The organism is Kosakonia arachidis (assembly GCF_900116535.1).
Classification (GTDB): Bacteria; Pseudomonadota; Gammaproteobacteria; order Enterobacterales; family Enterobacteriaceae; genus Kosakonia; species Kosakonia arachidis.
Genome location: NZ_FPAU01000004.1, coordinates 22,011 through 44,160, shown reverse-complemented (window position 1 = coordinate 44,160; position 22,150 = coordinate 22,011). Strand labels below are relative to the sequence as shown.

Genomic DNA, 22,150 nt, shown 5'->3' with positions numbered 1-22,150 from the left:
AGCCCACAGTGAGATGACATCACCGCAGGCTCATTCTGTGAAACCGGTTGCAAAGAGATTTATAACGCCAAGTAAGGTGGGATTTGGCAGTGACATGCCACTCTACCTGATTGCAAGGATTAAGGTGCGGTGGTGAATGTTAACCGCTGGCGTATTATCGTGTTGAGCATGTTGCGGCAAGGAGTCTGTCGACCGCCACGACAGCTTGTCAATGCATAAAAAAAGAGAGCCAGTGGCTCTCTTCATCTGCTTGATCTGCTTGCGGACAAACTTATTTAAGTTTGCGCATCACCAATGTGGCGTTAGTACCGCCAAAACCGAAGCTGTTGGACATTACCGTCGTCAGAGCAGCTTCCATAGGTTTTGTCACGATGTTCAGGCCAGCAGCCTGCTCGTCCAGCTCGTCAATGTTAATGCTCGGCGCGATAAAACCGTGTTCCAGCATCAGCAATGAGTAGATCGCTTCCTGTACGCCAGCAGCACCCAAAGAGTGACCGGTCATCGCTTTGGTGGCGGAGATAGCCGGACTGTTGTCGCCGAACACTTCGCGGATAGCGCCCAGTTCCTTCACGTCACCAACCGGTGTGGACGTGCCGTGGGAATTCAGGTAGTCGATCGGTGTATCAACGTCTTGCATTGCCATCTTCATGCAACGTACTGCGCCTTCGCCTGACGGCGCTACCATATCCGCACCATCAGAAGTCGCGCCGTAGCCAACGATCTCTGCGTAGATGTGCGCGCCGCGTGCCAGTGCATGCTCCAGCTCTTCAACAACAACCATACCGCCACCGCCCGCGATAATGAAACCATCACGGTGCGTGTCATAGGTACGGGACGCTTTTTCTGGCGTTTCGTTGTATTTGGTGGACAGCGCGCCCATCGCGTCAAATTCACAGGCCATTTCCCAGCACAGCTCTTCGCCGCCGCCAGCAAAAACGATGTCCTGTTTGCCCAGTTGAATCTGTTCTACCGCGTTACCGATGCAGTGCGCAGAAGTGGCGCAAGCAGAACTGATAGAGTAGTTAACACCGTGGATTTTAAAGGGTGTTGCGAGGCAAGCGGACACTGCCGACGCCATCGCTTTAGTCACTACATAAGGACCCACAGCTTTCAGACCACGCGGGCTACGCATTGCATCAGCGCCGAAAACCTGAGATTTAGAAGAACCGCCGGAACCTGCAATCAGGCCCACTCGTGGGTTGTTCTGATAAACCTCATCTTTCAGACCAGCGTCTTCAATCGCCTGCTGCATGGAAAGATAGGAATAGATAGAGGCATCGTTCATGAAACGAACCACTTTACGGTCGATCAAACCAGTGGTGTCCAGTTTAACGTTACCCCATACGTGGCTGCGCATGCCGGAATCTTTAAATTCCTGAGAGAATGTGATCCCTGAGCGTCCTTCACGCAGAGATGCCAGGACTTCCTGCTGGTTATTACCAATGCTGGAAACGATGCCCAGGCCAGTAATCACTGCACGTTTCATTCAATACCCCTAAGTCGCACTAATTAAGTTTCGTGTCGCAAGATAGCGTACACTTGTACGCCGAACAAGTCCGATCAGACATTTTCGGTGGAAATTTGCGCCTTTCTTTGTCCCCCGTTAAGATCGAGACACTGCCTGATGGACGAGTAACTTACGTGAAACAAACCGCTATACAATCCGCCAACCTCGAATTCAACGCTGAAGGTACACCTGTTTCCCGAGATTTCGACGACGTCTATTTCTCTAATGATAACGGGCTGGAAGAGACGCGTTATGTTTTCCTCGGCGGCAACCAACTGGAACAACGTTTCCCTGATCACCCGCGCCCGCTGTTTGTGGTCGCGGAGAGCGGTTTTGGCACCGGTCTGAATTTCCTCACGTTGTGGCAGGCATTCGCGGTCTTTCGCGCAACCAATCCTGACGCTACCCTGGAAAGATTACATTTCATCAGTTTTGAAAAATTTCCTCTCACCCGGGAAGATCTGCGCAAAGCCCACGCGCACTGGCCGGAACTGGCGTCATGGGCGGAACAGCTACAGACGCAGTGGCCACTACCCTTTAGTGGCTGCCACCGACTGCTGCTCGATGAAGGTCGTGTGACGCTGGATTTATGGTTTGGCGATATCAATCAACTCACCGATATGCTCGATGATTCACTAAACCAGCGCGTTGACGCCTGGTTCCTGGATGGCTTTGCCCCGGCGAAAAACCCGGATATGTGGACCCCTAACCTGTTTGCCGCGATGGCTCGTCTGGCAAGACCGGGCGGCACACTGGCGACCTTTACCTCGGCCGGTTTTGTTCGTCGGGGTTTGCAGGAGGCCGGGTTTACTATGCGCAAAAGTAAAGGTTTTGGTCGCAAACGCGAAATGCTGACCGGCGTAATGGAAAATGTCATTGCGCCTGTACCGCGTACGCCGTGGTTTGCCCGCAGCGGCACAGAGGTACGTGATGTGGCTCTGATTGGCGGCGGTGTCGCCAGCGCGCTGTTATCGCTGGCCTTGCTACGACGCGGCTGGCAGGTGACGCTTTACTGCGCCGATGATGCGCCCGCCGAAGGTGCATCCGGCAACCGCCAGGGAGCGCTTTATCCTCTGCTCAGTGCTCACGATCCGGCGCTGACCCGCTTCTTTCCCGCGGCATTTACCTTTGCCCGTCGTCTGTACGATGCGTTACCCGTGACGTTTGACCATCAGTGGTGCGGCGTCACACAACTTGGATGGGATGAAAAAAGCCAACAAAAAATCGCGCAAATGTTGACGCTGGATCTGCCGCCGGAGATTGCCAGTGCGATTGACGCTCAGGCGGTGAAAGCCGAAACTGGCGTGGAAACGGAATGCGAAGGTGTGAATTATCCGCTCGGCGGCTGGCTCTGCCCGGCGCAGTTAACGGCTGCTACGATTAAGCTGGCCTGCGAGCAAGGCCTGCAAGTGCATTATGGACATGATGTTGAACGCTTGAGCCGTGAAGAACAGCGCTGGCAACTTCATTTCCGCCGTGGTGGCCTGCGAACACATGCAGCAGTAGTGCTGGCCAACGGGCATCGCATTCATCATTTCCCGCAAACGGAGAAACTGCCCGTTTATCCTGTTGCCGGTCAGGTCAGTCATATTCCGACCAGCAATATGCTCTCTGCGCTTCGCCAGGTGCTGTGCTACGACGGTTATCTGACACCGCAGAACCCGCATAACCAGCAACACTGCATCGGTGCCAGCTATCATCGCGGACAGCAAACGGCAGATTACAGCGAGGCAGATCAGCAACAGAATCGCCAGCGGCTTATAGACTGTTTCCCGCATGCGGCCTGGGCAAAAGAGGTAGATGTCAGCGCCGGTGAAGCGCGCTGCGGTGTGCGATGTGCAACGCGGGATCATCTGCCAATGGTCGGGAATATCGCCGATTTCGAGGCGACACTGGCAGCTTACGCCCAACTGTCAGAACGGCCGGAGGAAGCGGTCAGAGCACCGATCTACGAAGATTTATTCATGCTCGGCGCACTCGGTTCGCGCGGTTTGTGCAGCGCGCCGCTGGCAGCGGAGATTCTGGCTTCGCAGATGAGTGACGAGCCGATTCCGCTGGATGGCGAAACACTGGCAGCGCTTAATCCGAATCGTTTGTGGGTCAGGAAGTTATTGAAAGGCAGAGCGGTGAAGTGAAGGTGCCCACATTGGCTTTGCAGGCTGGCGGCGTTGTTTTGTCCGACCTACACCCGTAGGCCCGGATATTGGCCGGATAAACGTCAGCATTACCCAGTATACCCGTCATACTTCAAGCTGCATGTGCGTTGGCTTTTTTATTCGGCTCATCCCTGAGCCTTACCCCTTCGGGGCCGCTGCTTACAGCGTTCAAATCTGCTCCCGGCAGATTTGTCGCTCACCCCAGTCACTTACTGAAGTAAGCTCCTGGGGATTACTGAGAGACATCCTGTCTCTCACCGGAGGCCAACCTTCGGTTGGGCAAATTCGTTCCCGACGAATTTGTCGCTGCGTCGCCGCCTTCTTGCAACTCGAATTATGTAGGGTATAAAACGCCCCTTAATGCGACTTCGCCTGCTGATACAGATTTTCCCACATGCCCATCACCAGCGCCTGATCGCGCGGCGACAGTTCTCCGGCCTGAATGGCGGTTTCCACACTACTGGTGACTTTCTGGTGCAGATTTTCTGGCGAATAGTCATCCTCGCCTTCCAGTTCAGCCACCGCCAGCGTCAGGTGGCCACGCAGATAACCGCCCGCAAACAACTCATCATCACTGGCGTGATCCACCATATTATCGATTAACGCCAGAATGCGTGATTCAAACTCCGCGATCATCTCTCTTCCTCTTTTGACAACATGGCTTCAAAGATCTTCCGGCCATGGGAACTGTTCTGCCGCTAAAGGCGGCGTTTGATAATAATCCTGTAATGCTTTGATAAAACGTGCCGGACGCGGGGGAATGCCCTGATCCAGATAAGCCATAACCTGCGCGTGAACGCGACGCTGAAATACGATACGATCTGATTCAACATCGCCTTCCAGATTGTCGCAACTGACATTAAACGGGAAACCCGCCGACACGCAGAACAACCAGTCAAAGGCCTGCGGTTTTACCTCGACATCCTCGAACTGCCCCTGCGTCACCGCATCGCGGCCGTCAGGGCAATACCAGTAGCCAAAATCCACCTGCTTACGACGCTCGGCACCGGCGATACACCAGTGCGAAATCTCATGTAATGCACTGGCATAAAAACCATGAGCAAAAACAATGCGGTTATAAGGCGCGTTCGCATCAGCAGGAAGATAAATCGGTTCGTCGTCGCCTTTAATCAGACGGGTATTAAAATCGTCGGCAAAGCAACCGTCAAAAATATCAATTAATTGTTGGTAGTGATGTGTCATACGTTCACCCCCAGAAAATGGAGGATCTCCTGGCCGTGACTGTCATAAAGAAGTTTTGCACTCATCACCGCCGAGACAATCACAATCATCGGACGAATGAGTTTTTGCCCTTTGCTGAGCACCAGACGCGAGCCCATCCGCGCGCCGAGAAACTGCCCGACCAGCATGACGAAACCCGTGCCCCATACAACTTTGCCGCCAATAATAAACAACAGCAGGCCGCCGATATTCGAGGTGGCATTCAGCACTTTGGCATGCGCGGTGGATTTCGCCAGGTTGTACCCTGCGAGGGTCACAAAAGCCAGTGCGTAGAATGACCCGGCGCCGGGGCCGAAGAAACCGTCGTAAAAACCCACACATCCACCGGATACCAGCGCAAACGGTAGCCCGTACAAACGACGCTGACGATCGTCTTCACCCAGCTTCGGCATCAACAGAAAGTAGAGGCCAATACAGATCACCAGGATCGGCAGGATTTGGCGTAACACATCCGATTGCACATGTTGCACCAGCAGCGCGCCGGTAGTTGATCCGATAAAGGTCATCAGGATATTGAGTTTCTGATCGGCAAGATTCACCACTTTGCGGCGGATAAAATACAGCGACGCAGAAATCGAACCGCCACAGGCCTGTAATTTATTCGTTGCCAGTGCCTCGGCGGGCGTCATACCTGCCGCCAGTAACGCAGGCACCGTTAACAGCCCGCCACCGCCCGCCAGCGAGTCAATAAAGCCGGCCAACAGCGCGACAAAGAAAAGCACCACCAGCAGTAATGGCGATACCATAAACAGTTGTTGAAAGAGTTCCATCAGAGTGCGTGTTCATCCAGTAAAGCCTGACAAGACGGCGGCAATGGCGGCGGCGTCTTTTTCTCAGGGATTGTGCTGCCGGGTTTCGCCGGTTCAAACCAACTTTGCAGTTCTGCTCCACAACCATCGCCAGGTGGTGGCAAAGGTTGATCCTGGCACTCCAGGCTATCGGCCGGGCAACGCAGACGCACGTGCATATGCGCACGATGCTGGAACCACGGACGCACTTTACGCAACCAGTCGCGATCGGTTCCAGCATCGAGGCAAAGCTGCTGTTTGATCGCCGGATTAACGAAAATGCGCGTTACATCGTTATCTTTTGCCGCCAGTTTGATCATGCTACTGATTTCCGGCTTCCACAGCGCAGGCACGACCTGCTTACCATCGGGTGAGACGAGATCCAGAGCCTGTGGTTTCAGCAACTGTGCAGCGCTCCAACGCGTTTTCGGTAGTTGCAGGAAGATATCAACATCCAGACCGGATTGATGGCTGGCGTGGCCGCCGTTAAAACGTCCACCAGCCGGCATCCCCATATCACCTACCAGCATCGTCCCCAGCCCCAGATTGTGCACCTGATTGCTCAGACGCTGAATAAACAGCACCAGATCGGGATGACCAAAGTAGCGCCGCTGGTCAGTGCGCATTACCTGATAGTTGTCCGATTGCAGCGGCAGCGCATGCGCGCCAACGATACAACCATTGGCGAAGGCACCAATGGATTGCGGGCTACCAGCGACCGGATGAGTCAGTTTTTGCCACGGTGTCGCTGCCACAGCGGCGGCACACATCAACAGAGTAAACAGCGCAATTGCCGTTTTTTTCATTGTTTACCAGCGTGGAATATCGGTAGTGACATCAGCGTTTTGTGCACGTTGCCGCAGTAAGTGATCCATCAGCACGATCGCCAGCATCGCTTCAGCAATCGGCACGGCCCGAATACCCACACACGGATCGTGACGGCCTTTGGTTACCATCTCCACTTCTTCGCCAAAACGATTAATCGTACGACCCGGCACGGTAATACTCGACGTCGGTTTCAGTGCGATATTGGCAATAATTTGCTGCCCGCTGCTGATGCCGCCAAGAATGCCGCCCGCGTGGTTGCTCCCGAAACCCAGCTGCGTGATTTCGTCGCGGTTTTCGCTGCCACGCAGCTTCACGACTTCAAAGCCATCGCCGATTTCCACGCCTTTCACCGCGTTGATACTCATCAGCGCATGCGCAATATCAGCATCAAGACGGTCAAACACCGGCTCGCCAAAACCAGCCGGAACACCATCGGCCACCACCGTCACTTTCGCACCGATGGAGTCGCCCTCTTTTTTCAAGCCGCGCATCAGTTCATCCAGCGCCTCGATTTTGTCCGGGTCAGGGCAGAAAAATGGGTTCTGTTCAACCTGCGTCCAGTCTTTGATCTCCAACGGGATCTCGCCCATCTGAGTCAGACAGCCGCGAATAACAATGCCGAATTTCTGCGCCAGATATTTCTTGGCGATCGCGCCAGCGGCCACACGCATGGCGGTTTCGCGCGCGGAGGAACGGCCGCCGCCGCGATAGTCACGCAGACCATATTTTTGTTCGTAGGTGTAATCCGCATGGCCCGGACGGAACAGATCTTTAATCGCGCCGTAATCCTGCGATCGCTGATCGGTGTTTTCGATCAGCAGACCAATGCTGGTACCTGTGGTGACGCCCTCAAAGACGCCGGACAGAATCTTCACCTGATCGGCTTCGCGACGCTGGGTGGTATAGCGAGATGTTCCCGGACGTCGTCTGTCGAGATCGTGTTGTAAATCGGCTTCGGTCAGCGGAATACCCGGAGGTACGCCGTCAACGATGCACCCCAGCGCCAGGCCGTGCGATTCGCCAAACGTGGTTACGCGGAAAAGTTGTCCAATTGTGTTACCTGCCATCACGGCTCCATTGTCGTTGTTGGTGTTGAGCGTCGTTTTGTCGTTTTAATCTTTATAGATGCTGAAGTGTTTGCGTGCGGCAATCAGCTGCGCTTTGGTCAGCATAAAGACGCCGTCCCCGCCATTATCAAACTCCAGCCAGGTGAACGGGACGTCCGGATATTGTTCCATCAGATGTACCATGCTGTTGCCGACTTCACAAATCAGGATGCCATGGTCAGCAAGGTAATCGGGGGCACATGCCAGAATACGACGCGTCAGTTTCAGGCCATCGCTGCCTGATGCCAGGCCCAGTTCCGGCTCGTGACGGTATTCCGACGGCAGATCGGACATATCTTCTTCATCAACGTACGGCGGGTTGGTGACAATCAGATCGTACTGCACTTTCGGCAGATCGCGGAACAGATCGGAACGGATAGGCGTAACGTGGTGAATCAGTCCGTGCTCTTCAATATTGCGCTCCGTTACCGCCAGCGCATCCGCAGAGATATCAACGGCGTCCACTTCCGCTTCCGGGAAAGCGTACGCTGTCGCAATAGCGATACAGCCGCTGCCAGTACACATATCCAGAATATGCTGCGGCTGTTGATTAATCAGACCGGCAAAGCGGTTGTTGATAAGCTCGCCGATCGGGGAACGCGGCACCAGCACGCGCTCATCGACATAAAATTCGTGGCCGCAGAACCACGCTTTGTTAGTAAGGTAAGCAACCGGAATACGCTCATTAACACGACGGATCACGCGCTCAACAATGCGGTGCCGCTCGCTGGAAGTCAGGCGCGCGGTACGCATATCTTCCGGGATGTCGAGCGGTAGATAGAGCGTCGGCAGTACCAGTTGCACTGCTTCGTCCCACGGGTTATCCGTGCCGTGACCGTACCAGATATTCGCGGCGCTGAAGCGGCTGACCGCCCAACGCAGCATGTCCTGAATGGTATGCAGCTCATTCACTGCTTCATCGACAAAAATTTTATCCATAGTATCCCCCAGGCGCATGCTCGCATTAAATTCGGCGGCTAGTTTGCCATGAAGACGGCGATAAATCAGCACCTCACGCACCAGCCAGAGGGGAAAAATGCATTTTGCTTCACTGGGGTCGCAGTGAGTCGGGTACACTGAAGGAAAGAAAAGATGAGACGCACAAATGAAAAAGAAACCATCACTTAGCGAGGAGGAACAGGCGTTGTTCCAGCAATTGATGACCGGTACACGCCGCCTTAAGCAGGATACCGTGGTACATCGCCCGGCGCGGAAAAAAATCAGCGAGGTTCCGGTGAAACGGTTATTACAGGAACAGGCCGATAACAGTCACTACTTTTCCGACGAGTTTCAACCGCTGCTTAATACCGAAGGTCCGGTCAAATATGTGCGAGAAGATGTCAGCCATTTTGAGCTGAAAAAGCTCCGCCGGAGCGACTACTCGCCGGAATTGTTTCTCGATCTACACGGTTTAACGCAGCAACAGGCGAAGCAAGAACTGGGGGCGCTAATCGCCGCCTGTCGCCGTGAACATGTGTTCTGTGCCTGCGTGATGCACGGCCACGGTAAACACATTCTGAAGCAACAGACACCGCTGTGGCTGGCGCAGCACCCGCATGTGATGGCGTTTCACCAGGCGCCGAAAGAGTATGGCGGCGACGCAGCAATTCTGGTGCTGATAGAAGTGGAAGAGTGGCAACCGCCGGAACTTCCCTGATGGCAGAAACGCCAAGAGCCGCATAAAGCGGCTCTTCGTTTTTCAGCGTCCGGCGAATTCAGATAGCTTTTCGCATCTTCAGGTTGCAGGGACTCATTTGCCAGTCAAAAACCCCTTTGCCGTCTTCACCCAGCGTAACGCAGGCAATGGCGGAGGTGGTAAACATCGGCGGCGCTTCACCCGGGCAAAGCTCGGACACCAAGTAACCAACCAGCGGCAGGTGAGAGATCACCAGCACAGAAGAGGTTCCTTCATTCGCCAGCGCCTGTAAATAGGCACTGACAAGACCGATATCGCCGCAAGGCGTCAATTCCGGCAGGACATCCACGTTGTCAGGCAGGTTCATACACTCCCCTACCTTTTCCAGCGTTTGTTCAGCACGTAAAAAAGGGCTGATCAGAACACGTTCAATATCCACTTTTTGGCCTTTCAACCATGTTGCCATTTGACGAGATTCGTCACAGCCACAAGGGGTTAAGGGACGAACCGAGTCACTGGCTGCATCGAGGGCAGCGTCGCCGTGACGCATGATAAAAACTTGCATATTGCACCGCTTTTGTTAACCAGAATCATCAACACTTTCACTGCGAAATCATTTCGCGACGACGGAAAGTATCAATGGCCGGGCATTGTGCCTGATCCATTCCATGAATGAAACGCTGTTTTTTACCTCAATGGTGTAAGCATAGTCAATCACTGTTTACAAAATAACCGTGAACGCCATGAGGAATAACAGAATTAAATTTTTAGACCTTAATTCACATCTTCAGTTTCGTTTTGCGACCAAAAAATTACCCCCTGCTCCGCCATACGCAACAGTGGCTCACAAGGTGCAAAGCGCGCGCCGTATTGCACTTCCAGCCGCTGCAACCTCGCCACGATATCGCCCGCTCCTGATGCCGCAATATAGTGGAACGGCCCACCTAAAAACGGCGGAAAACCGATGCCAAATACGGCACCAATATCGCCGTCTCGCGCGCTGCGAATCACGTGCTCATCAAAGCAACGCACTGCCTCATTCAGCATCAGTAGCACACAGCGTTCCGCCATCTGCTCTGACGATAGCCGCCCACCGCCGGAGGCACCAATCAGGGGATAGATCACCGGATCGGCCAGCTTTTTGCTTTTACGCCCTTTAGCAGGGTAAAGATAGAAACCGCGACCATTTTTTCTCCCTTTGCGATCGTCATTCAGAATTGCGCTCACAATACTTGCAGGGGCGTTAAACCGTTCACCATAAGCGTTTTCCAGTACCGGAATAATTTTTGTACCGGTATCGATACCCACTTCATCCAGTAACTGGATCGGTCCGACGGGGAAGCCAAATTTCACCAGTGCGCGATCAATATCTTCGATGCGCTCGCCTTCACTCAGCAGCCGGATGGCTTCATTAATATAGGGAGCAAGAATGCGGTTCACGTAAAATCCGACTTTATCCGCTACCACAATCGGCGTTTTGCCCAGCTTTTTCGCCAGTTTTACCGTAGTAGCGATGGTCTGCTCATCCGTTCCGGCGTGTGGGATCACTTCCACCAGCGGCATTTTTTCCACCGGGCTGAAAAAATGTAATCCGATTACCTTCTCTGGTCGCGCAGCCTGGGCTGCAATATCGCCGATCGGTAAAGAAGATGTATTAGAGGCAAAAACAGTGTGAGCAGAACAATGGGCTTCCACTTCAGCCACCATTTTCTGTTTTAAAGCCAGATCCTCAAACACAGCCTCAATGACCAGGTCACGATGAGCAAAGCCGCTAAAATCCAGCGTACCGGATATTTTCGCCAACTGCTTATCACGTTCGCCCGCTCTCAGGTAGCGACGACGCACTTTTTTATCCAGCTCTTCCCAACTATATTTCAGCGCGTGGTTAATCCCTTTCGCATTAATATCTTTTATGCGAACCGGCAATCCTGCTTTGCTTGCCGTGACGAAAGCTATTCCACCGCCCATTAATCCGCCGCCCAGTACACCGATCGTGTTCAATGGACCAGCCTGCGCCTCGCTGCCCGGATCTTTTTTAACGCTGGTGCTGGAGAAGAACAGGTGGCGTAACGCCTGCGACTGTGGCGTCATCGCCAGTTGGCCAAACGCTTTCGCTTCGGCGTCATAACCGCTGCTGCGCCCCTGTGCCAGCCCGGTTTCAATGACGGATAAAATGCGCGTAGTCGCAGGGTAATTCCCCTGGGTTTTTTGTTCGGTTTTCTTACTCGCCATACGGAACAGCAACGCGCGGCCCAGCGCACCTGCCAGAACCCGTTCACGAACAGGCAGGTGGCGGCCAATCGGTCGCCCCTGTTTGGCCAGTTCAACAGCGGCCTCGAGTAGAATTGAATGCGGTACAACATCGTCTACCAGCCCGACTTTTAATGCCTGGCGTGGACGAAGTTGTTTTCCGCTGAGGATCATATCCAGCGCCGTACTGACGCCAACCAAACGTGGCAATCGCTGTGTCCCGCCGGAACCGGGAAGCAGTCCTAACTGAACTTCCGGCAATCCCAGCATCGTTTTCCCGTCGTCCGTACAAATCCGGCGATGGCACGCCAGCGCCAATTCCAGCCCACCGCCCAGACAAGCGCCATGAATTGCGGCAACCACGGGAATCGACAACGCATGGATTTCCGCCATCACTTGTTGCCCTTGCCGGGCCAGATCCTCGGCCTCTTTTGCCGTCTGGCAACGGGCGATCATATTGATATCCGCGCCAGCGATGAAATTGTCTGCCTTGGCTGAGATAAACACCACACCACGTAGCGCCTTGTTGTCGCGGATCTGTTTCAGCATGGCGCGCACTTCACCTGCAAACTCCGTTTTCAGGGTATTCATTTTTTCATTCGGCACATCAATGGTGACGACCGCGATATTGTCGGGATGCACATTAAGCGTAAATGCGGACATCATTGCCATTATTCAGCCTCCAGAACCATTGCCGCACCCAGACCGCCCGCAGCGCAGGCAGTTACCAGACCAAAGCCTCCCCCCCGGCGGCGCAGTTCACGTAACGTTTGGGTGATCATGCGCGCGCCGGTGGCAGCAAACGGATGGCCGTAAGCGATGGAGCCGCCCAGCACGTTAAACTTGCTGTCATCCACCTCGCCGGTCGCCTGTGAGCGTCCAAGTACCTCTCGGGCAAAACGCTCGCTGGCCATCAATTTCAGGTTGCTTAAGGTTTGCGCGGCAAAAGCTTCGTGCATATCGAGAAGCGTCAAATCAGCCATCGTCAGCCCGGCTCTTTCCAGCGCCAGCGGCGTCGCCCAGGCCGGACCAAGCAGCATGTCCCGTTGCACATCAATGGCGGTGAACGCATAGCTGCGTAAATAACCCAGCGGCAATAATCCCAGTTCCCGGGCACGGGATTCGGTCATTAAAATCACAGCCGCAGCCCCGTCGGTCAACGGCGTACTGTTCGCTGCCGTCACAGTGCCATGCTGGCGATCGAAGGCGGGACGAAGCTTCGCGTAATCAGCAAGGCTGGAGTTATGACGAACATTATTATCTTGTTCAAAGGGATCACGAAACGGCGGCGCATAGGCGGTCATTACTTCATCACGCAGTTTGTCTTCTGCCCAGGCCTGCGCGGCTAACTGGTGTGAGCGGTGGGCTAACGCATCCTGCTGTTCACGGCTGATGCCGTATGTTTTCGCCATCTGCTCAGCCGTATCTCCCATTCTCAATCCGGTGGAATACTCCGCGACGGCGGGAGGTACTGGCAACAGGTCGCGCAAGCGCAAGCGGGAGAAGAGTTTCAGTTTTTGCCCCACAGTGCGCGCTTTGTTGGCATCCACTAGCGCACGCGCCAGCCTTTTACTGACGCCAATTGGTAAAACAGAGGAGGAATCCGCTCCGCCAGCAATACCGGCGCGAATAGTTCCCGCCAGCAGACTTTCTGCGACGTTGGCCACGGCCTGGAAACTGGTTGCGCAGGCACGGCTGACGCTGTAGGCATCGGTATGGACGCTCATGCCAGTACCGAGTACGATTTCACGCGCGATATTAGGCGCTTCCGGCATCTGAACGACCTGGCCAAACACCAGTTGTTCAATCACTTCCGGGGGAATTTCGCTGCGCGCCAGCATCTCTCCCACCACCATTTTACCGAGATCGATCGCCGGAATGCCGTGAAAAGCGGTGGCCTGGCGGGCAAACGGGGTCCGTAACCCACTGACAATGGCAATGCGGTCGCCCTGGCGGGTGACAAGCGGTAATGCCTTCATAACACTCCCCTGTTAACAGCGTATATTTAAAGTGGTCTGACCTGATAACAGTCTTAACCAATTTTTTACATATAGCCAATGGGAGCGAGAGAAAAATGCGAGCTAAGGCACAGGGATACTTAGCAAAACGCCTCCGTGAAAGGAGGCGTTGGCGGGAAGATTAACGCAGACCAAGCTGGAAAATCAGGGTTTCCGCTTCGCAGGCGAAAACAAAATCGATATCGAGACGCACACCGTTCTCCACTTCAGTGAAGGTGGGGGTGATTTGGCAAGGCTCGGATTCCACGCTCCGGGCTCTTGCACTCAGCGCGGCCAACGTTTCGTCGGCGTCAACGCGGTGGGTGAATACGCGACTGTAAGAGGCGGTGCAGTCGGAGTTGTCCATGATGGTACCAACATCCATACAGCAGCAAACCGGGGTTTCATCAGCACTGCATTTGCTCATTGTTAATTCCTCTGAATTAGCACCCTGGGTGCCAGATAAACGATGGACATATTTTACGCCGCTGCTCATGGCGTCTCCAGTTGATAATCTTCCGAAAGTGGATAAGTGACCGAAATCACACTTAAAAATGATCCAAAACAAAAATCGTCCAATTGAGTGATTATTACCCCCGGCGATTTTGCCACGCAGATCCCGTTTCAGAGATCACAATTGAAAAAACTTATATACAAACTTGCAACATCCCATCTGGTCCGACCTATACTTCCGCCACTGGTCTGATTTCTCTGCTGTAACACAGACCCTACACTTCGCGCTCCTGTTACAACACGTAACATAGTTTGAATAAAAATAAATCGATTTCGAATGAGGTTATGGTCATGAGCCAAAAAACCCGTTTTACCAAGTCTGCTCTGGCAGTCGCAGTGGCAATTGTCTCTACTCAGGCCTGGTCTGCAGGCTTTCAACTCAATGAATTTTCGGCCTCTGGTCTTGGCCGCGCTTATTCCGGTGAAGGTGCGATTGCGGATGATGCGGGTAATGTCAGCCGTAACCCTGCGTTGATTACCATGTTCGACCGCCCGACGTTCTCCGGCGGTGCGGTGTTTATTGATCCGGATGTCGATGTCACTGGCCGTTCCGCGATTGGTAATGATGCAAGCCAGAAAAACATCGCGCCGACCGCGTGGGTACCAAACCTGCACTTTGTCGCGCCAATTAACGATCAGTTCGGCTGGGGGGCTTCGCTGACCTCCAACTTCGGGCTGGCAACAGAGTTTAATGATGGCAACGCGGCCGGGTCGATGGGTGGTAAAACCGATCTCGAAACACTGAACCTGAACCTTAGTGGCGCATATCGTCTTGACCCCCACTGGAGCTTCGGTCTTGGTTTTGATGCCGTTTATGCTCGTGCGAAGATTGAGCGTTACGCAGGCGATCTGCCGCAGATCATAGGCGCCAGCCTGCCAGGCATGGTGCGATCCGGCCAGCTTAGCGCCCAACAGGCTGCCGCTATTGGCGCACAGGCGGGCGGTATTAGCCGTGATACGCAAATCGCGTATCTGAAAGGCGATGAATGGGGTTTTGGCTGGAACGCCGGTATCCTTTACGAGCTAGATAAAAACAACCGTTACTCATTCACTTACCGCTCCGAAGTGAAAGTTGACTTCGATGGCAATTATAAGAGCAACCTGCCGACAACGCTTAACCCGATTAACGCAGCACTGGGGCTTGGCTTGCCATCTGGTACTGGAGGCTCAACCACCAATGGTTCGCTGTCGCTCCATCTGCCAGAGATGTGGGAAGTTTCGGGTTATAACCGCGTCGATCCCAAATGGGCAGTTCACTACAGTCTGACCTATACCAGCTGGAGCCAATTCCAGGAACTGAAAGCAACCGGTGATAACGGTCAAACGCTGTTCTATAAAGATGAAGGCTTTAAAGATGCATATCGCCTCGCGCTGGGTACCACTTATTATATGGATGATAACTGGACCTTCCGCGCCGGTATCGCCTTTGATGACAGCCCGGTTCCGGCTAACAAACGCACGATATCCATTCCTGACCAGGATCGTCTGTGGCTGAGCACGGGTGCAACCTATGCCTTTAATAAGGACGCCTCCGTTGATGTTGGCTTCTCTTATATGCATGGTCAGAAAGTGAAGTTCACCGAGGGCCCGTATACATTCCAGTCTGAAGGCCGCGCGTTCCTCTACGGCGCTAACTTTAACTACGCCTTCTGATAACGTGTAGATAAGAAAAAGGTGAGCCAGGCTCACCTTTTTTATTTGCTGCGACCCGTTTTATTGCGAATCGATATCTTTTAAATCGCCCTGAATCGCCTGCGCGTTCGGATTTTCCTGCGGCTTCAGCTTGCCGCCATTGGCGATAAAATCGTGACGCTGGAAATAGGCTTCCCGCACGAGGATATAAGGATCGGAAGACTGGCGCAGCAAGCCGTCGGAATCGAGCAGTTGCGCACGGGATTCGACACCTTCTACGGCCCATTTACCGACAGAAAGCGGCCATGTCAGCCACGAGAGCACCGGATAAAGCGTATCCGCCATATCGCCGCCATCTTGACGCAGAGTAAAACTGCCATAGAACGGCAACTGCATATACGGACCGTAACCAACACCATAGTGCCCCAGCGTACTGCCGAAACGGTGCGGATCTTCACGCTGCAATTTGCTGTTCGCCATACCGGCGACATCCATAAAGCCGCCCATACCCAGCAAAGTGTTCAGGAAGAAACGCGTAAAATGCACCATGCCATGATAGGGATCACCTTGCAGGAAGTAGTTCACCATCTGCGCAGGCTCTTCAAGGTTGCTGGTGAAGTTGCTCAGGCCGTTGCGCGCAGGTTGTGGCACATAATCACGCCATGCTACCGCCACAGGGCGAACAACGTATGGATCCAGCACATTGAAGTTAAAGTTGTACATAGTCCGGTTGAATCCTTCAAGCGGGTCCGAACGCCCCTGCGTCTGCTGAGAACTGGCGCAGCCGACCAGTACAGTGGTTGCCAACGCAAGCGCCGACAGGCGGTATTTCATAGGTGTCTCCCTGAAGAAAATGACCAGTGCAGAAGGCCATCTATAATAACGCGAACGCAACGCCGGGTTTGCGTCGAAGTGATGCAACGCATTGTATCAGCGCATATTATGATGTCCACGCCGTGAACGAGGCTCAAACCAGCATAGCCGACATTATCTATACGGCTTATTAACAATTCTATACAAACTTTGCTTATGCCGTATCGCCGTTGTTGCTTTTCCCTGCACTTTAAGACGATGCCGCCGTGGAAAGCAGCGTAAAACCGCTACGCTTTAGACACCAGTGCAGCAGAAGCGAGGTAAATATGGAGAAAATTGATAAGCACAGCGATGAAATTGAGGTCAAGAGCGACGAAAAAAAGCACGGCGAAAAAATCGAACTTGATGAGGATCGCCTCCCCTCCCGGGCCATGGCGATTCATGAACATATTCGCCAGGATGGCGAAAAAGAGCTGGAACGAGACGCTATGGCGCTGTTCTGGTCAGCTATTGCCGCCGGGCTGTCGATGGGATCATCATTGCTGGCAAAAGGGATTTTTCATGTGCAACTGGAGGGCGTTCCGGGCGGTTTTCTGCTGGAGAATCTGGGGTACACCTTCGGTTTTATTATTGTCATTATGGCACGCCAGCAACTCTTTACCGAAAACACCGTGACGGCCGTTCTGCCAGTGATGCAAAATCCGAACTGGGGAAATTTTGCACTGATGGCGCGGTTATGGGGCGTGGTACTACTGGGAAACCTGCTTGGTACCGCGGTTGCTGCCTGGGCGTTTGAATATATGCCGGTCTTTGACAAAGAAACGCGTGATGCCTTTGTCAACATCGGGATGGATGTAATGAAGAATACGCCGCAGGAGATGTTTTCGAATGCCATTCTTTCCGGCTGGATCATCGCGACAATGGTGTGGATGTTTCCGGCTGCTGGCTCCGCGAAAATTGTGGTGATCGTGTTGATGACGTGGCTGATTGCACTGGCTGATACCACTCACATTGTGGTCGGCGCGGTAGAGATTTTTTTTCTGGTATTTAACGGCACCGTGCACTGGAGCGAATTTATTTGGCCATTTGCTTTGCCAACGCTCGCCGGAAATATCTGCGGCGGTACTTTTATTTTCGCCCTGCTCAGCCATGCGCAAATCCGTAACGACATGATCAACACACGCAAGGCTGAAGAAAAAGCCCGGGCAGAAGCACAGATAAACTCAGACAAAGGCGCAGAAAAAAAACATAAACGGTGACTGTTTAACCACTTGGCGGCAAACATGCTTAACGCAGCAGGGAAATGACGTTATACTCCCGCCGCCTTGTCCCCTTAGTTAAATGGATATAACGAGCCCCTCCTAAGGGCTAGTTGCAGGTTCGATTCCTGCAGGGGACACCATATGTTAGCCCACCTAAGTATCTTAAAGTCTAGTCAACTCTTCAACTTCAAACACTTACCTTCCATTTGTAGCCCATTAACGTACACCGTCATATTTCAAAATCCACGCTGTTTTGTTGGTACATATGTTGGTATTTTAAGTTCGATAATGCATATACCATCAGAAGAGGGTTTTTAGTATGGCGCTAACTGAGTTAACAGTAAGAAATACAAAGCCTTCTGATAAACCTGTCAAATTGACAGACGGTAATGGTATGCACCTGTTGATCACCACAAGTGGTTCCAAGTATTGGCGTTTTCAGTATCGCTTCGCTGGTAAACAGAAAATTCTCGCACTGGGTGTTTATCCAGAGGTTTCATTGTCAGAAGCCAGACGAAGAAGAGATGAAGCCCGTCAGCTCATTGCAAACCATGTAGACCCAAGTGAAAAGCGAAAAGCGCAAAAGATTGAGAGCAAAGGCTTGCTAACATTTGAGCAAGTTGCCAGAGAATGGCATACCAGTAACAGAACCTGGTCAGACAGTCATAGAACAACTGTTTTGAACAGCCTTGTTTCCCATGTGTTCCCAGTCATCGGCAAACGTAATATCAGCGAACTAAAAACTCGTGATTTATTGGTTCCTTTAAAAAAAGCAGAAGCTTCTGGACACCATGAACTGGCTTCCCGCTTACAACAGCGCATTACGGCGGTAATGAGGTATGCCGTTCACAATGCGTTGATTGAACAGAATCCTGCAAACGACCTCGCTGGTGCTGTTGTTTCCACTAAAAGTGTTCATCGCCCTGCCCTTTCTTTAGAGCGCTTGCCAGAACTGATGAATAGACTGGAAGCTTATAAAGGAAAAGGTATTACTCAAATTGCAGTGCAGTTAACACTCCTGACCTTTGTCCGTTCAAGTGAATTGCGATTTGCCCGCTGGTCAGAAGTTGATCTGAAGAACTCATTGTGGACTATTCCCGGAAAGCGAAAACCTATGAACGGGGTAAAATATTCTGCAAGAGGGGCAAAGATGAAAACCCCACATCTGGTTCCACTAAGCACACAAGCTAAAGCACTCTTGGAAGAGCTTCATACGATCAGTGGTGACAAAGAACTTATGTTCATCAGTTTTACTGGGGACGACAAACCCATTAGTGAAAACACTGTCAACAAAGCACTCAGGACGATGGGCTACGATACGAAAGTAGAAGTCTGCGGGCATGGTTTCAGGACTATGGCATGTAGTGCCTTGATCGAATCAGGATTATGGTCGAGAGATGCTGTAGAGAGACAAATGAGCCACCAGGAACGCAACAGTGTCCGAGCTGCATACATACACAAAGCGGAGCATTTGGAAGAACGGAAACTCATGTTGCAATGGTGGGCTGACTACCTGGAAGCTTGTAAAAAAGAAGCACAGACCCCTTTTTCCTACTCTATTCAACAATCAGAAAAATGAGTAGCAAACGATACGTATTTAATATTTTATAATCGATAACTCAATGGGGATGCGAATATCTATCAAGAATTCAAAGCTCCCCTTTGTAAAATAAATAATTACCTTAATACATACATCCATTCATCATAATCGTGGCAAAAACAATGATGGTTATTAATGACATACTTCAAAAATCGATGTTTATAAATTATCCAAATAAAACTGCAAATCAATAAGTTAAACCATCCTTATATTACAAGATTTTCATTTCATTCTTATCACTCAACCATCCTCTCCCCCTGGTTCATAACAATGAATCTTCAAAAGCGGTTTTGTTTTGTAACTGAAAAACAAACTTAATAAATTAATGCCGAAAAAGGTTGCAACCAGAACGAAATTGATCAATTTTTATACAGATTGGTTTTCCACAGTTGCACTAAGGCACTGCAATGGATAATAAAAATGATGAAAAACAGAAGGTTAAAGTAGCCCAATATCTACGGATGTCTACAAATCTTCAGGAATTTTCTTTAGATAACCAAGCTCAGTTCATAAAAAAGTATGCTGACGACAACAATATGGAAATCTTGCATACTTATGATGATGCAGGAAAAAGCGGTGTATCCACGTCAGGAAGGCATGATTTTAATAAGTTAATCAACGACATACTCACTAAGGAAATCAATATTGATGCTGTGCTTGTATATGATGTAAGTCGTTTTGGTCGCTTTAAAGATCCACAAGAAGGAATCTACTATAAATATCTATTAAAAATGAATAAGGTAGATGTCATCTACTGTGCTGAAAATCTTCCTGCGAATAGTGATACTGAGACGTTCATACTTTCATCACTTATGTATGCTGCGGGAGCCTTTAGTAAAAACCTTTCAATCAAAGTATTTGCCGGACATGTAAATCTTGTTAAGCGAGGATACTATCAAGGCGGAGTGCCTGGATACGGACTTAAAAGAAAGTTACTTGATAATAATAACAAAGCGAAAATGATACTCAACAATGGTGAGAGAAAAAGTTTGCAAACAGACAGGATAGTCTTAGTGCCAGGAAGTAAAAAGGAAACGGACTTAGTAAAGAAAATATTTAACATGTTCATTTTTGAAGGATTAAATGAGTATCTCATCGCTTCAAAACTAAACCAAGAAGGATATAAATACAGCGACAGATCGGATTGGACAAGAAGCCGGATACATTCTGTGCTTATAAATAATCGCTATACTGGTAAGTATACATATAATCGAACATCTCAGAAACTGAAAACTAAAAGAGTTCAAAATCCCGAAGAAGATTGGATTGAGTATAATTCCTTTTTTAAACCCATAATCTCAGAAGAAAAATTCAGGTTAGCGAAAGAGATAATTGATAACCGCTCAATAAAAATGAGCAATGAAGAGATTCTTGAATTTTTAAAAAAGATCCTTTCGACTCATGGAAAAATATCAGGTTTTATCATAGATGAAGAGGATAATGGTCCATCAAGCAGTGTAGTAGCAAGCCGCTTTGGAGGACTTCTACCAGCATATAAGCTGATAAATTACACACCCGAACGAGATTACCGTTATTTAGAAATAAACTCATCCCTACGTATTAAACATAACCACATTATAAATAAAATACACCAAGAAATTAACAATAGCGAAATATCTATATTAGATAATAAACTAATCACCATAAACAAAAGCTTAACCTTTACCATAATACTTTCTCGATGTAGAAGAATGAGATCTGGAAAATATAGATGGATAGTTAGATTAGACAGGGGGCTAAATCCTGAAGTTAGTGTGATTGCAAGAATGAACAGCCTTAATACCGAACCTGTAGATTATTACATCCTACCTTCGCTTGAAAGTTTTGAAAATGAACTGAGTCTAAAAGAGAATAATAACCTTTTATTTGAGATGTATAGATTTGATAACATCAGGACCTTCTTTGATATGCTTTCAACTACGGAAATGGAGGTAGCGTAAATGAACGACGACCAAATTCACATGCTTGAAATATCAAAAATAAAAGTTGTAATTCCTCGTTCCCGGAACAAATTCAAACATGCTGAGATAACAGATAGTATTGATACAAGTGGATTAAGAAAACCAATAACAGTAAGAAGGATTGCGGATAGAAAATACGAATTTGCCTTAATTTGTGGTCAGGGCAGACTTGAATCACTCTCAGCTTTGGGAGAAGAGCTAATACCGGCTTTCATACTGGACATTGATGAAAACAAAGCATACATAATGAGTTTGGTTGAAAATATGGCTCGTGTAATACCAAGAGCGGGCGAGCAGTTCCAACGAATAAAAGAAATGAATGACCAAGGTTTATCTAACAAAGAAATATCCTATTCTACTGGCCTATCATTACACTGGATTACCAGTTTGACTATGCTAATTAGCAAAGGAGAAAACAAACTATTATCTGCTGTAGAATCAGGAAGCATTCCAATTTCACTTGCAGTTGAAATTGCCAGAGTAGACTTCGAAGGTGGGCAAGAATTACTAATTAAAGCTTTTGATGAAGGTTTAATAAAGCATAAAGATGTTGGTAAAATAAGAGATATACTGGATTCCCGAGATGAAGGTTTAAAAGGGTTTCTGAACAATAGTTTCGGAGTTGCAAAGAAAAAGAAAAAACTCACCACTGATGAGCTTAAACAGATTTACCAAGATAACATTTCACAGCACAGAAAAATAAAAAACAAAGCTGAATATATCGAGAGAAACTTACTCATAGCCGGTCAAATATTTAAAGAGTTATCTGAAAGCGAAGAGTTTAGTAAAATTTTAAACGAAGAGAATTTAAATGAAGTAGTCAAAGTTATAATGAAGAATACTTCTTGCTGAGGTTAAA

19 protein-coding genes and 1 tRNA gene are annotated in these 22,150 nt (G+C 50.3%); 8 read left to right on the top strand and 12 right to left on the bottom strand.

The genetic code is table 11. From position 1 onward, the window contains the following. Positions 1 to 271: 271 nt before the first annotated feature. Positions 272 to 1,486 (bottom strand): beta-ketoacyl-ACP synthase I, encoded by a 1,215-nt coding sequence (gene fabB / locus BM427_RS15175; protein ID WP_090122853.1) that lies wholly within the window; start codon positions 1,484 to 1,486, stop codon positions 272 to 274. A gap of 155 nt (positions 1,487 to 1,641) precedes the next feature. Here fabB and mnmC point away from each other — a divergent pair, with 155 nt between their 5' ends. Beyond that, the gene (mnmC, locus tag BM427_RS15170; protein ID WP_090122851.1) at positions 1,642 to 3,642 is read left to right on the top strand and encodes a bifunctional tRNA (5-methylaminomethyl-2-thiouridine)(34)-methyltransferase MnmC2/FAD-dependent 5-carboxymethylaminomethyl-2-thiouridine(34) oxidoreductase MnmC1; all 2,001 of its coding nucleotides are present in this window, start codon (positions 1,642 to 1,644) and stop codon (positions 3,640 to 3,642) included. A gap of 378 nt (positions 3,643 to 4,020) precedes the next feature. Here the strand turns inward: mnmC and BM427_RS15165 are convergent, their stop codons facing one another. Genes BM427_RS15165 through prmB form a run of 6 tightly spaced genes read right to left on the bottom strand, consistent with a single transcriptional unit; the run spans position 4,021 to position 8,566 of the window. Further along, positions 4,021 to 4,299, bottom strand: a complete 279-nt coding sequence (locus BM427_RS15165; RefSeq protein ID WP_090122849.1) for a YfcL family protein — start codon at positions 4,297 to 4,299, stop codon at positions 4,021 to 4,023. A 27-nt stretch (positions 4,300 to 4,326) separates the two neighbouring features. Continuing rightward, complete coding sequence (locus BM427_RS15160) at positions 4,327 to 4,866, bottom strand: elongation factor P hydroxylase (protein ID WP_090122847.1); 540 nt, start codon at positions 4,864 to 4,866, stop codon at positions 4,327 to 4,329. Beyond that, positions 4,863 to 5,675 carry a sulfite exporter TauE/SafE family protein gene (locus BM427_RS15155; protein WP_090122845.1) on the bottom strand — a complete coding sequence of 271 codons (813 nt, stop codon included), beginning with the start codon at positions 5,673 to 5,675 and terminating at the stop codon, positions 4,863 to 4,865. Before BM427_RS15155 ends, BM427_RS15160 begins: the two co-directional genes overlap by 4 nt. Then, complete coding sequence (gene mepA, locus BM427_RS15150; RefSeq protein WP_090122843.1) at positions 5,675 to 6,499, bottom strand: penicillin-insensitive murein endopeptidase; 825 nt, start codon at positions 6,497 to 6,499, stop codon at positions 5,675 to 5,677. The genes BM427_RS15155 and mepA overlap by 1 nt, the downstream gene beginning before the upstream one ends. Positions 6,500 to 6,502: 3 nt before the next feature. Further along, positions 6,503 to 7,588: a chorismate synthase gene (gene aroC, locus BM427_RS15145; protein WP_090122841.1), complete on the bottom strand. Its 1,086-nt coding sequence runs from the start codon at positions 7,586 to 7,588 to the stop codon at positions 6,503 to 6,505. Positions 7,589 to 7,633: 45 nt separating this feature from the next. Beyond that, a complete protein-coding gene (prmB, locus tag BM427_RS15140) occupies positions 7,634 to 8,566 on the bottom strand; it encodes a 50S ribosomal protein L3 N(5)-glutamine methyltransferase (protein WP_090123829.1) in 933 nt (310 codons plus the stop codon). A 166-nt stretch (positions 8,567 to 8,732) separates the two neighbouring features. Here prmB and smrB point away from each other — a divergent pair, with 166 nt between their 5' ends. Further along, positions 8,733 to 9,284 carry an endonuclease SmrB gene (gene smrB, locus BM427_RS15135; RefSeq protein WP_090122839.1) on the top strand — a complete coding sequence of 184 codons (552 nt, stop codon included), beginning with the start codon at positions 8,733 to 8,735 and terminating at the stop codon, positions 9,282 to 9,284. A gap of 58 nt (positions 9,285 to 9,342) precedes the next feature. Here smrB and sixA read toward each other — a convergent pair whose 3' ends face one another. The 4 genes from sixA to BM427_RS15115 form a co-directional block, all read right to left on the bottom strand. Beyond that, complete coding sequence (gene sixA / locus BM427_RS15130) at positions 9,343 to 9,828, bottom strand: phosphohistidine phosphatase SixA (protein ID WP_090122837.1); 486 nt, start codon at positions 9,826 to 9,828, stop codon at positions 9,343 to 9,345. A 209-nt stretch (positions 9,829 to 10,037) separates the two neighbouring features. Further along, positions 10,038 to 12,185 (bottom strand): fatty acid oxidation complex subunit alpha FadJ, encoded by a 2,148-nt coding sequence (fadJ, locus tag BM427_RS15125; protein WP_090122835.1) that lies wholly within the window; start codon positions 12,183 to 12,185, stop codon positions 10,038 to 10,040. Further along, positions 12,185 to 13,492 (bottom strand): acetyl-CoA C-acyltransferase FadI, encoded by a 1,308-nt coding sequence (gene fadI / locus BM427_RS15120; protein ID WP_090122833.1) that lies wholly within the window; start codon positions 13,490 to 13,492, stop codon positions 12,185 to 12,187. The genes fadJ and fadI overlap by 1 nt, the downstream gene beginning before the upstream one ends. 160 nt (positions 13,493 to 13,652) lie before the next feature. After that, entirely contained in the window at positions 13,653 to 13,937 is a 285-nt protein-coding gene (locus BM427_RS15115) for a YfcZ/YiiS family protein (RefSeq protein WP_090123827.1), read from the bottom strand. 377 nt (positions 13,938 to 14,314) lie between these two features. Here BM427_RS15115 and fadL point away from each other — a divergent pair, with 377 nt between their 5' ends. After that, on the top strand, positions 14,315 to 15,676 hold the full coding sequence (gene fadL, locus BM427_RS15105) for a long-chain fatty acid transporter FadL (RefSeq protein ID WP_090122831.1): 1,362 nt from the start codon (positions 14,315 to 14,317) through the stop codon (positions 15,674 to 15,676). Positions 15,677 to 15,736: 60 nt separating this feature from the next. Here fadL and mlaA read toward each other — a convergent pair whose 3' ends face one another. Further along, positions 15,737 to 16,489, bottom strand: coding sequence for a phospholipid-binding lipoprotein MlaA (gene mlaA, locus BM427_RS15100; protein ID WP_090122829.1), 753 nt, complete (start codon positions 16,487 to 16,489; stop codon positions 15,737 to 15,739). A 305-nt stretch (positions 16,490 to 16,794) separates the two neighbouring features. Between mlaA and BM427_RS15095 the strand changes: the two genes are divergently transcribed. The 5 genes from BM427_RS15095 (at position 16,795) to BM427_RS15075 (ending at position 22,143) form a co-directional block, all read left to right on the top strand. Beyond that, positions 16,795 to 17,727, top strand: coding sequence for a formate/nitrite transporter family protein (locus BM427_RS15095; RefSeq protein ID WP_090122827.1), 933 nt, complete (start codon positions 16,795 to 16,797; stop codon positions 17,725 to 17,727). 68 nt (positions 17,728 to 17,795) lie between these two features. Beyond that, positions 17,796 to 17,870 (top strand) — tRNA-Arg (locus tag BM427_RS15090). Positions 17,871 to 18,049: 179 nt separating this feature from the next. Further along, positions 18,050 to 19,309 carry a tyrosine-type recombinase/integrase gene (locus tag BM427_RS15085; protein WP_090122825.1) on the top strand — a complete coding sequence of 420 codons (1,260 nt, stop codon included), beginning with the start codon at positions 18,050 to 18,052 and terminating at the stop codon, positions 19,307 to 19,309. A gap of 428 nt (positions 19,310 to 19,737) precedes the next feature. Further along, the gene (locus BM427_RS15080) at positions 19,738 to 21,270 is read left to right on the top strand and encodes a recombinase family protein (protein WP_090122823.1); all 1,533 of its coding nucleotides are present in this window, start codon (positions 19,738 to 19,740) and stop codon (positions 21,268 to 21,270) included. After that, entirely contained in the window at positions 21,271 to 22,143 is an 873-nt protein-coding gene (locus tag BM427_RS15075) for a ParB/RepB/Spo0J family partition protein (protein WP_090122820.1), read from the top strand. It begins immediately after the preceding gene. The last annotated feature ends 7 nt before the right edge of the window (positions 22,144 to 22,150 follow it).

Coding starts and splice junctions, on each gene's coding strand:
- fadJ (WP_090122835.1), bottom strand. CDS start 12,185: ATGGCAATGATGTCCGCATTTACGCTTAATGTGCATCCCGACAATATC.
- aroC (WP_090122841.1), bottom strand. CDS start 7,588: ATGGCAGGTAACACAATTGGACAACTTTTCCGCGTAACCACGTTTGGC.
- BM427_RS15085 (WP_090122825.1), top strand. CDS start 18,050: ATGGCGCTAACTGAGTTAACAGTAAGAAATACAAAGCCTTCTGATAAA.
- mlaA (WP_090122829.1), bottom strand. CDS start 16,489: ATGAAATACCGCCTGTCGGCGCTTGCGTTGGCAACCACTGTACTGGTC.
- BM427_RS15115 (WP_090123827.1), bottom strand. CDS start 13,937: ATGAGCAAATGCAGTGCTGATGAAACCCCGGTTTGCTGCTGTATGGAT.
- BM427_RS15095 (WP_090122827.1), top strand. CDS start 16,795: ATGGAGAAAATTGATAAGCACAGCGATGAAATTGAGGTCAAGAGCGAC.
- fadI (WP_090122833.1), bottom strand. CDS start 13,492: ATGAAGGCATTACCGCTTGTCACCCGCCAGGGCGACCGCATTGCCATT.
- BM427_RS15075 (WP_090122820.1), top strand. CDS start 21,271: ATGAACGACGACCAAATTCACATGCTTGAAATATCAAAAATAAAAGTT.
- smrB (WP_090122839.1), top strand. CDS start 8,733: ATGAAAAAGAAACCATCACTTAGCGAGGAGGAACAGGCGTTGTTCCAG.
- prmB (WP_090123829.1), bottom strand. CDS start 8,566: ATGGATAAAATTTTTGTCGATGAAGCAGTGAATGAGCTGCATACCATT.
- BM427_RS15155 (WP_090122845.1), bottom strand. CDS start 5,675: ATGGAACTCTTTCAACAACTGTTTATGGTATCGCCATTACTGCTGGTG.
- sixA (WP_090122837.1), bottom strand. CDS start 9,828: ATGCAAGTTTTTATCATGCGTCACGGCGACGCTGCCCTCGATGCAGCC.
- BM427_RS15160 (WP_090122847.1), bottom strand. CDS start 4,866: ATGACACATCACTACCAACAATTAATTGATATTTTTGACGGTTGCTTT.
- fadL (WP_090122831.1), top strand. CDS start 14,315: ATGAGCCAAAAAACCCGTTTTACCAAGTCTGCTCTGGCAGTCGCAGTG.
- BM427_RS15165 (WP_090122849.1), bottom strand. CDS start 4,299: ATGATCGCGGAGTTTGAATCACGCATTCTGGCGTTAATCGATAATATG.
- fabB (WP_090122853.1), bottom strand. CDS start 1,486: ATGAAACGTGCAGTGATTACTGGCCTGGGCATCGTTTCCAGCATTGGT.
- mepA (WP_090122843.1), bottom strand. CDS start 6,499: ATGAAAAAAACGGCAATTGCGCTGTTTACTCTGTTGATGTGTGCCGCC.
- BM427_RS15080 (WP_090122823.1), top strand. CDS start 19,738: ATGGATAATAAAAATGATGAAAAACAGAAGGTTAAAGTAGCCCAATAT.